Here is a 9,907-nt window from a genome sequence, read left to right as displayed (position 1 = left end):
CCTGCTGAACATGATCGAACAGGTACAGCACCTGGAAGAACCCGTTGACTCAGCCACGCTCGCTGCCGCGGTGCAGATGAAGGACCTCGGCTACGGCAAGGGCTACCAGTACGACCCCGACACCGGCGCCGGGTTCTCCGGTGCCGACTATTTCCCCCCATGGCATACCCCGACAGACCTTCTGCGAACCGACCGCCAACGGATACGAACGCGCCATCGCCGAACGCCTCAAGCTGTGGGCGCAACAACGCACCGCCCCCAGGCGCTTCTACCGCCGATAACTCTACAACCCCGGGAACCGACTGAGCTCCGGGAAAGGACTCACCTATGACCGACACCATCGGCACCCTTAGGAATGAACACGCAGTTTGCTCCTGGCTGGGTATTCCCTACGCCACCGCCGAACGCTTCCGCCGCCCCACCCTGCTTCCCTTCAACCCCGACCTGCCCTACGACCAGAAAGGCCCCGCCCCGCTCCAAGCTGGGGAAACCAGTTGGCTCGAAGCCGACAACGGCTTCAGCGAGGACTGTCTGAACCTCAACGTCTGGGCGCCCGAAAACGCCGACGATGAACCGCTGCCCGTGATCGTCTACATCTTCGGCGGCGGGTTCGAGCTTGGGGCGAACACGCAGACTACATCGAACGCGTCCGGACTCGCCGCGACCGGACGCGCCATCGGGGTGTCTCTCAACTACCGGCTCGGCCCGTTCGGGTGGCTGTCCCTCTCGCAGTACGGCGGCGCACTTGAAGAGGCGACGAACCTGGGCTTGCAAGATATCATCACCGCACTGCGGTGGGTGCAGGAGAACATCGCCCGCTTCGGCGGCGACCCGGGTAATGTCACCGTCACCGGGCACAGCGCCGGATCGATGTCCTCCATCGCGCTTTTAGCCGCCCCCGCAGCTGACGGCCTATACCAACACATCGCTTCGTTCTCCGGCGCCACCTCACGCACCGTTCCCGCTTGGTGGGCCGAAGAACTCGCAGAAAGACTGCTGCGCGAACTCAACCTCCAGCACGCGCCCGAAGAACTCCTGCACGTCGACGCGCAACTGCTTGCCGCCAGCCTGGCCAAGGTCAGTCCCCGTGAGCTCGGTGAACGGAACAGTGTCGACAACACCACGCTGGGCATCGTCGATGACCACGCCCAGCCCGGCGGAGTCCTCATCGGGCATCCCTTTTCCGTGGTCGAATCCGGCCGGCGCCGCGACATCGACATCCTCCTCAGCTCAGCCACCGAAGAAGTCGACTACTGGGTCATCAACAAAATCGCCGGTTTCGACCCCGGCAGCCTTGACCACCTGATCGACGAACTCGTCCTCAAGTCCCGCATCCCTCGAAGCTGGGCAAAGCGTATCGTCGACGCCTACAGCATCAACGGCCGCAGCACCGCCCAAGTGCGTGCTGACCTCTTCACTGACTACATCTTCACCCTTCCCGTCACACGCGCAGCCCTCGCACACAGTGCCGCTGGCGGCACCACACACCGCCTCGTGATCGGTTCCGCCGAGGGAGCCCCGGCTGTCCACGGCACCGAAATGTACGGCATTGTCGGACAGGAACGCCCCCGCGCCAGCGACGAGCAGATCGTTCGCGACACCTTCGTCCGCGACGCCCTCCTGGCCTTCGCATCAGGCAACACCGACCAACTGTGGGCGCCAGTGACCACCACTCCCACAGCGAAGGGCATTGGCAACCTGACCTACGACCCGACCACCCACGCGGAAACCGTGCTCGAGCTATTCAATGGCATCGAACGCCCATAACCCGATCAACCACCTGACACTGGAGAATTCACCATGACCAACTCTGCCCCCGCGGAGCAGCACGCCGTAGGCTCTTGGCTTGGTCCTTCGCCACCGCCGAACGATTCCGCCGACCCACCCTGCTTCCCTTCAACCCTGACCTGCCGTACGACCAGAAGGGACCCGCCCCGCTCCAAGTTGGGGAGACAAGTTGGCTCGAAGCCGACAACGGCTTCAGTGAGGATTGACTGAACCTCAACGTCTGGGCGCCCCGAAGACGCCGCGGACGCGCCCCTGCCTGTTATCGTCTATATCTTTGGCGGCGGTTGGATGCTAGGCGCGAACACCCAGACCACTTCGAACGCGTCCGGACTCGCCGCGACCGGTCGCGCCTCGGGGTGTCGCTGAACTACCGGCTCGGCCCGCCCGAACGCTCTCCCTCTCGCAATACGGCGGTGATCTCGAGGAAGCCACAAACCTCGGCCTGCAAGACATCATCACCGCCCTCCGGTGGCTACGAGAAAACATCGCCCGCTTCGGCGGCGAGCCGGACAACGTCACTCTCACAGGCCACAGTGCCGGGGCCTTCTCCGCGTTGCCCTGCTCGGCCCACCTTCGACCGACGGGCTGTACCACCACATCGCCGCTTTCTCGGGCATGCCCTCACGCTTGGTGCCGGCCTGGGGGGCAGAAGAGCGCGCGCTGGCGGTCCTCACCGCACTCGGGATCCAGGACGCTCCCGAGCAGCTGCTGAACATCGACGCAGAGCTCCTCCCCGAGACGATGAGCAAGACGCAATCGTCGGACCCTGGCGCAGCCCACGGCGTGGACAATGAGGTCATCGCCATTGTCGATGACCGGAAACAGCCCAACGGCGTCCTCGCAGATCATCCGATGACAGTCCTCGAGTCCGGGCGACGCCGCGACGTCGACATTCTCTTCATCAGCACAACTCACGAGACCGGCTGGTGGGTCCCGCACAGGACAGAGGATTTCGATCCCGGCAGCACCGAAAGCCTGGTCGAAGAATTCGCTACCCGGAACCTCATCCCCGCGTACGACGTCGACGGCCGCACCCCCGTTGAGGTCCGTGGAGCCTTGCTCACCGACTTCTCCTTCACCCTGCCCCAGGCCCGCGGCGCGCTCGCGCACCCTGCGGCCGGAGGAAGCGCACACTTGCTTGCCGTCGGCTCCGTCGAAGGAGCGCATGCCGTCCACGGCACGGAGATGTACGGCATCGTCGGCCAGATTCGGCGTGATGCCAGTGGGGAGCAAGTTCTCCGCGACACCTTCGATCGGGACGCCCTCCTCGCCCTCGCATCAGGCAACAGCGATGAATTGCGGGAACCGGTGACCACCATCCCCACCACGTAGGGCATCGGCAAGATGCCCTACGACCCGACCACGCACGCCATCAATGTGCTCGAGACCTTCAGAGGAATCGATCGCCCATAGCCGACCAGTACCTGCACCGCGGATGCTTCTGGGATCCTCGCCGGAGGATCGTTGCTGCCGAACTGGCCGACTGTGCGCGACACCGGCTCAGGGCATCCGCTCCGAAGGCGCTTTAAAGCACCGGGAGAACACCGCCACCGAGCGCGCGGAGCTCGGTAACGGCGGCGTCGAGGTAACGGGTGTTCCAAAGGGTGATCGCATTCACGACAAGCCCGAGGGCACCGAGTTGGTCTTCTTGGCCTTCCCGGTATTTTTGCTAGATCAGGCCACGCCTGCCATGGAATACCTTGCGGGCCAGCCGGTAACCTGAAAGATCCGATGACGCGCAACATGGCCGTCCAGTGAGTTTCGATCTTGGTCAATTGACCTTGTGCGGGCGATAGCGCCTCACAGCCGCTGAGGTCTGACTCCTTCCTGGGCGAAGGACACGAAGATCGGTTCCAAGCTTCTCTGCATTAACTGATCTCAGGACCAATTGGGCAGTGTTCATCCTGGAGTGTTCCACTTCTAAGAAAGTGGGTCAGTGCGGGCGAACAATTTTCGCAGTCGTTAGTGGAGGAGCCAAGCTCCGGCGATTACGCGCTGCTTGAGTGCGAGACGTGACAGCGGTTCCTCTCCGTTCTGGAATTTCCCGCGGACCGAGGTCAGGTGCTTCTTCACACCGTCAGTACTAATTTGCAGAATCTCCGCGACTTCGCGGGAGCACATCGATTGTGCGTGGACTCTGCACCGGCGCAAACGTACTGCGACAGTGGGCTGGTAGCAGCGACATGGCAGTGCTCCTGAACCACATGGAACAAAGTCTCGGGCCGGGGCCGTGCCTGGACGCCTTGGGCCAGGGTAAGCCGTGGCTGCTTGACGACGTCAGCCCCGACATTTATGTGGCCTGATTACAGTCGGAAGCTGGTCGCCCAGGGATGTCACCTTGCACTCGATCAGACGCGGGTGTCGAGGGATCCTGCCAGATCGGGCAGGCGGGCGCTGGTGTTTCTTATGACCAGGACTGGGTCAGGGGTCGAAACAGCTCGCAGTTTGGCTGATTCTTCGTTGAGTAGTGCGTCCACGCAGAGTGATCCCAAGGCTTCGAAGTCTTGCCGCACGGTGGACAGTGGCGGGGAAAAATATGCGGCCTCGGGTTGGTCGCCGTAACCAACAATGCCCATTTCTGCTGGAACCTTCTTACCTGATTCGTGGATCCCGCGGAGCAGGCCGAGTGCCATTTGGTCATTGGCAGCGAACATCGCGGTCACTGTCCCGTCGGAGACCAGCTTCGCGCTGGCGTCGTAGCCGCTTCGGGCGCTCCAATCACCCCAGAGAAGGGTTTCGGCTTCCAACCCGGCTTCATCCAGGGCCTCTTGCCACCCTGCTCTACGTTCGGCGGAGTCAGTCCAACCCGGTGGGCCGGACAGGTGACCTATTCGTGTGTGTCCCTGTGCCAGCAGGTGTTGGACGGCAAGCCGCGCTCCAAGTCTCTGGCGGGAGTTGATGCTTAGGGTTACGCCATTGGAGGCACAACCTGCCGCAATGATTGGAATTCTGACGTCGATTTGTTCAAGCGCAGCTACGACACAGTGATGGGGGGTCAGAACAATGATGCCGACGACAGGTTGGCTGGCGAAGTTCTCCACGGCGCTTTGAATGTTAGTTAAAGTGTGCGCGGCTAAGGCTGACAGGCTGACGGAGTAGCCTGCCTTCTTAGCGGCTTTTTCTGCCCCCAGGATTGCCTGCATGGGCCCGTAACCGGTCCACCTGGTTGTTAGGACACCGATGGTCCGGGGCGTGCGTTGACGGAGGTCGCGGGCGAGGGTGTTTGGTTGGTACCCGAGTTCGTGGATGGCTCGTTCAACCCGTTGGCGGGCGTCTGCGCTGACGTGGGGGAGGTCGTTGATGACGCGGGATACGGTCTGGTGGGATACGCCGGCGAACCGTGCGACGTCCTTCATCACGGGCGACTCTGAGAGGGGGCTAGCTGTGGCCGTCATGCGGGTCCTCCAGTGGCTATCTCCAGTTCCCTGCCGAACCGGTTCGGACGTTTGCTCTCAAGCAGTCCTTGGGTTGCTGCAGAGATGGGCTTCGTGTTTTGTTGTTGAGGTTATGGAAGGCACGACCCCCAGCGTGCCGGGAGTCGCGCCTTCCTAAATAAGTTGCTCGGTGTTGGAGCTGGTATCAGGGGGTGATCGTGATGGAATCCAGTTCGGCGAATCCTGTTCCGCCGCTGAGTCCAGGTGATCCCTTAGCCAGGCGCATGGTGTCGAAGCCAGCTTTCAGGGTCATTGGGGTTGTGACGGTTGAGAACTTGTCCGAGGGGTTCGGTATTAGGGGGAGGGGCCAAGGCGGCTGTACGGCTGGGGATCGTGACCGAAGCGTTGGTCAGTACCCGGCATGCCGATGAGGGTGAGGTCGTGTTTGTCTCTTAGCTGTTCGAGGACTTTGGGGGGCACCTTTCGGCTTCGCCGATAATCAGCAGCTCGACCCCTTTGTTGGTGTTGCCAGCATGGACTCCGGTGACCTTGCCGGTGAGGCGTTGGTGTTCGTCTGCGACGTTGCCGATACCCGCGGGAGACTGCGTACGTCTTCGGTCTGCGCCGAAGGAAAGCGGGTGCTCGATGTGGTGGGCTTCGGCTGCAAAGCTCAGGTGGACTCTCTGCGTAGCCAAGCCAGTGCCGTGGGCTCGCAGCTGCGTGCAGGGTGGTCTCCATGGTTTCAATGGCCATGGAGACCACCCTGGCTCCAAAGTCGTTTTAGCTTCCCGGCGTGATTGTCGGAGCGCCGGAAACGAACTTCGCGAGGGTTACCATGTCGATGTCGGGCCCGTAAGCTGTCGCGTTGCCCATGACGAGGGTTCCGCTGGCTGTGGTGAGACTGAGCGGAACGGTTTTGTCCCAGAAGCTGTTCCATGCGTAGTTGTGGCGGAAGGTCGCGCGGGTGGTTGCGGCTCCGCTCTCGCTGATGTCAAGGAAGCGGCTGATCACCTGGGGGTTGTAGTTGATCGCAGCGGACTTGTCGGCGTTGGCAACGCCTAGGACGAGTTGGTACTCGCCGGCTCCGAACCCGGTCGGGCGCGGGATGCTGAGGGTATTGCCCGCACCGTTGCCGATGTATCCGACATCCTTGACTGTCCCCGAGGCGTCGGCCGAGCCGTTGGAGCCGGCAGCTGCCGTGTTGGTTCGTGCGGTGCCGGCCCGCGGCAGGGATTCTGCCTCGGCACGGTACACATTGGTTCCATCGGTATCAGAGGCCTTCTGGGCGGCGCCTCGGGCGGTGGTGATGGCGCTGATGTCTGCGCCGTTGGGTGCGGTTACTGTGAGCTCGTTGACTCCTTGGGGAAGGAATACGCGGGCGGTCGTATTCCACGCCCCGGCCTGGGTTGCTCCCGGGAGCTGCACCGACCGTCCGTTGACTTTAAGGGTCGGCGTTGAGGAACCGGTGGTCTGGAATTTCGTGCTGATGTCGTAATAGCCAGTCTCGGCGGTGGCCGCGTAGAATGTCGCGCTTGCGGACCCGTTCAGCGAGGCGGCCCCCGTCGTGGAGATTGCAGCGCCGCCGGCGAGGCGTGCGTCAATGGCCGGGTAGGTGCTTTGTTCTCCATTGGTGATGTCGTAGAGGTCGAATCGGTCCAGGGTGATGTCGGCCCCGGGAAGGACGGTGGTGCCGTCCTTGCTGGCACGGACGGACAGGGCATGGGTTCCCGCGGTGAGGTTGACGGTGACGTCGGTGGTCCCCCGGTAGGTCCAACTCAGGTCGGCCGAGTATTTGATCAGCTGGCTGTATGCGCCGTCGATGAAGAGCGCGTGCTGGCCAGGTTTCTGGTTCGCGCCGGCGAGCACACTGAGACGGTAGGGGCCGGTCCGCGGGACGGTGACATTCCAGGTGGCGGCAGAGCCCGCGGTGTTGAAGGAGCCCACGTCTTGCCCGTTCGAGGCCATCGTGAACCATTCCCTGGATGGGTCCTGGGCGGCGACGGTTGCCCCGGTCAAGGTCGTGTTCTCGGCCTCGGTGGTGTTGATACGGTCCGCGGCGGCGGGTTGGGAGGCCATGAGAGTGGGGGTAACTTCGACCTGGTAGGCCGAGTAGCGGTCTTTGTTCGGGATCGTGACTGAGACTTTACCTCCCATGACGGTCGCCGTGGTGGACAGGACAACGGGAGGCTGGAGCGAGGCGCCCTCGGCGCCGGTGAGCCGATCCTGGCGCACCACGACGTTGACGGTGGTGCCGAAAGTTGCTGTGTTGATCCCGGCTACGTTCAGGGCGACGTCGTTGGCGCCGCCACCGAGCAGGACGGTGGCCTTCTTCTTCGCAACGTCCACGGCACCGATGCCCTGGAGCGTGTCGGCGACGTTCAGCTGGGGCGGGGTGACCTTCACGGTCTGCGCGCCGGCCAAGTCCCCGTACCACTTGAACATCCACCAGCCGCCGTTGGCGCCGTTGTTCCGGGAGCTGTTGTCGTTAAGGTTGCCGGCATAATTCCAGTACGCGGTCTGTGCGTCGACCTTGGCATCTTCGAACATCGACATCCATTGAACGAGTTGCCCGGGCACGCCCATGTCCCGGAGCATCCCGTATTCGGTGATGTTCACCGGGATGTCTGCGATACCGAGGTTTTGGAGGATCTGGCGGTATTGGGCGACGTGGCCGCGGAAAGTCCCGAGGTTCCCAGTGCCGAGCTCATGCCAGATGAACACATCGGGAAGCTGGTTGTGGGCCTTTGCGTATGTTAGGAGGTCTGTGCTGCGGTCTGCGTGCCAGCTCGCGTCACCAGGCCCCCCGATCTTGGCGTGGCCGAGGCCATGGGCAGCGTAGACCCCTTGAATGGTGTCGTAGGCCGCGCTCCAGTCGGCCAGGAACTGGGTCTTCTGCGTTGACCAGTTCGGGTACCAGTTGCCGGCATCGGGTTCGTTGAACGGGATGAATTTGTAGTTCTCCGGGTGCGCCGACTGGGTCGCCACCTTCTCTACTGCTGCCTGGAGTATGGGGAGGTAGTCCCAGACACCATCATTGTTGGCGTCCCCCGGACGTGACCCGCCGTTGTAGGCCCAGTCCGGGTACTCGTCCTGGGTGTAGACGTAGAGGTCCTTCGAGCCTGAGGCGAAGAAAGACTTCTCCACGTCGAGGGCGTCGCCGTTGGGGTGTTGAGTGCCGCCTGGCGGTTTCTGCGAGACGTTGGTGACACGGGCGCCGTCGAGCACTGCCTGGGTGGGCGCACCGTCATCGCTGATCCCATAGAGGGCGCCGCTGGAGCCTCCGCGGAAGGTGCCGGTGCTCTGGGAGAGATCAACGTTGAGGGCATCGGTTGTGGCGGCTACCGCGGGGCTGCCGATAAGGCAGCCCATGCCCAGGGACAGTGCAGCTGCGGCCGCCGTCACTGCGGCGGCGGTACGGCCGGCGTTCCGGTCTTTGGTTCTCGAGTGGGCGTTCAAGAGGTACTCCTTCGTACTGTGTAGGGATTTCTGGAAATTTGGGTGCAGTGTGGGGTGATGGGAGTTGCCGTCTCCGGAAGCGGGTTGGGTGGATCACCTGCCTAGGTCGAAGGTGCCGGGCGGGATGAGGGCGTGGCGCAGCTCATGAGCAACGAACCGAATCAACCGATGGTTGAAAGCGGTTTCAAGAAGGGGTGGGACACGGAGGAGCCCGGGCGCGGGTGGGGAGGTGTCAGCGGGGGTGTTTGGAGGGGGGTGCGGTGCTCTCGCGGAAGACGAGTGGGGGTTCTACGGTTTCGAGGGCTAGCGGCGATTCGCCCTCGAGGAGGGCCATGAGCTGTGCTGTGCCGTGCCGGCCGAGTTCGGCGAAGTCCTGGCGGGCGGTGGTCAGGGCTGGGATGAACATCGAGGCCAGGGGGTGGTCATCGAACCCGACGACGCTGATGTCCCGGGGAACTTTCTTGCCGGAGTCGAAGACGCCGCGGATGAGGCCCATCGCGGTTTCGTCGTTTCCGCAGAAGACAGCGGTGACCTCGGGGTCCTTCGCCAGTCGGGTGCCGATCTCGTATGCGGTGGTGACATCCCATGAGACGTCCTCTATGGGGGGGACCCACTTGCGGTGGCGTTGGAGTGCCAGGCGCCATCCTGTGGTCCGCCCGTCTTCCTTGCCCGAGGGCGGGATCCGCACGTGGTGGACGGTCGCATGGCCGAGGTTCAGTAGGTGTTCGGTGAGTGCCGCGGCGGCCTCGGATTCGTCCAGGACCGCTTGCGGGACGCCTGCTTCGGGGACGCCGGAGAGCGCCACTACCGGTACCGCTGATTGGAGGGCCTTGAGTGCTGCGACGCCGGGAGGGTCGAACTTCAGGATGACGACGCCGGCGACGGACTGGCGCAGTACGGCGTCGACGGCGGCGCGCACTTCATCGTTCCGTTCGCTTTCGACGACGACGATGATGACGGCGTAACCGGCCGCGCGTGCGGATTCCTCGACCCCGCGGATGGCTTCGGCGTAGCCGTAGCGGGAAGTGTTCGCCGCCACGATCGCGATGGTCATCGAGCGTCGGGATGCCAGCACCTGGGCCGCTGCGCTGGGGCGGTATCCCAGTGAGGCGATTGCTTTGTCGACGCGGTGGCGGCGTTCCTCGCTTACGCGTGCGGCTCCGGTCAGCACGCGCGAGACGGTCGGGACTGACACCCCCGCCAGGCGGGCCACGTCGGCGATTGTGGCCGGTCGGTCCAGGGTCGCAGGAGGGTGAGTCATGGACCCATCATAGGAGGGCGTTTGCCGT

The 9,907-nt window shown here is 63.4% G+C and carries 7 protein-coding genes and 2 pseudogenes; 4 read left to right on the top strand and 5 right to left on the bottom strand.

Going from position 1 to position 9,907, the window contains the following annotated elements; translation table 11 throughout:
• The 4 genes and pseudogenes from J7I86_RS21860 to J7I86_RS21845 form a co-directional block, all read left to right on the top strand.
• The coding region (locus tag J7I86_RS21860) for a hypothetical protein (protein ID WP_214822958.1) at positions 1-331 on the top strand (331 nt) is incomplete at its 5' end.
• Positions 328-1,767 carry a carboxylesterase family protein gene (locus J7I86_RS21855; protein ID WP_214822957.1) on the top strand — a complete coding sequence of 480 codons (1,440 nt, stop codon included), beginning with the start codon at positions 328-330 and terminating at the stop codon, positions 1,765-1,767. The genes J7I86_RS21860 and J7I86_RS21855, both read left to right, overlap by 4 nt.
• 451 nt (positions 1,768-2,218) lie before the next feature.
• Positions 2,219-2,500, top strand: a pseudogene (locus J7I86_RS21850) (carboxylesterase family protein); the annotation flags it as partial.
• A complete protein-coding gene (locus tag J7I86_RS21845; RefSeq protein ID WP_214822956.1) occupies positions 2,404-3,120 on the top strand; it encodes a hypothetical protein in 717 nt (238 codons plus the stop codon). The pseudogene J7I86_RS21850 and the gene J7I86_RS21845, both read left to right, overlap by 97 nt.
• Positions 3,121-3,322: 202 nt before the next feature.
• On the opposite strand, the pseudogene J7I86_RS21840 reads toward J7I86_RS21845, so the two are convergent.
• The 5 genes and pseudogenes from J7I86_RS21840 to J7I86_RS21820 all read right to left on the bottom strand — a co-directional run.
• Positions 3,323-3,505: pseudogene (locus J7I86_RS21840) on the bottom strand (Tn3 family transposase); the annotation flags it as partial.
• Positions 3,506-4,136: 631 nt separating this feature from the next.
• Entirely contained in the window at positions 4,137-5,183 is a 1,047-nt protein-coding gene (locus tag J7I86_RS21835; RefSeq protein WP_214822955.1) for a LacI family DNA-binding transcriptional regulator, read from the bottom strand.
• Between the two features lie 431 nt (positions 5,184-5,614).
• Entirely contained in the window at positions 5,615-5,857 is a 243-nt protein-coding gene (locus tag J7I86_RS21830; protein ID WP_214822954.1) for a hypothetical protein, read from the bottom strand.
• A gap of 85 nt (positions 5,858-5,942) precedes the next feature.
• On the bottom strand, positions 5,943-8,618 hold the full coding sequence (locus J7I86_RS21825; RefSeq protein ID WP_286180142.1) for a CBM35 domain-containing protein: 2,676 nt from the start codon (positions 8,616-8,618) through the stop codon (positions 5,943-5,945).
• A 232-nt stretch (positions 8,619-8,850) separates the two neighbouring features.
• Entirely contained in the window at positions 8,851-9,879 is a 1,029-nt protein-coding gene (locus J7I86_RS21820; protein WP_214822953.1) for a LacI family DNA-binding transcriptional regulator, read from the bottom strand.
• Between the last annotated feature and the right edge of the window lie 28 nt (positions 9,880-9,907).

The organism is Arthrobacter sp. ISL-95 (assembly GCF_018613695.1).
GTDB lineage: Bacteria > Actinomycetota > Actinomycetes > Actinomycetales > Micrococcaceae > Arthrobacter.
The sequence above is the reverse complement of the archived record's forward strand: the minus strand, read 5'-3'. Positions and strand labels throughout refer to the sequence as shown.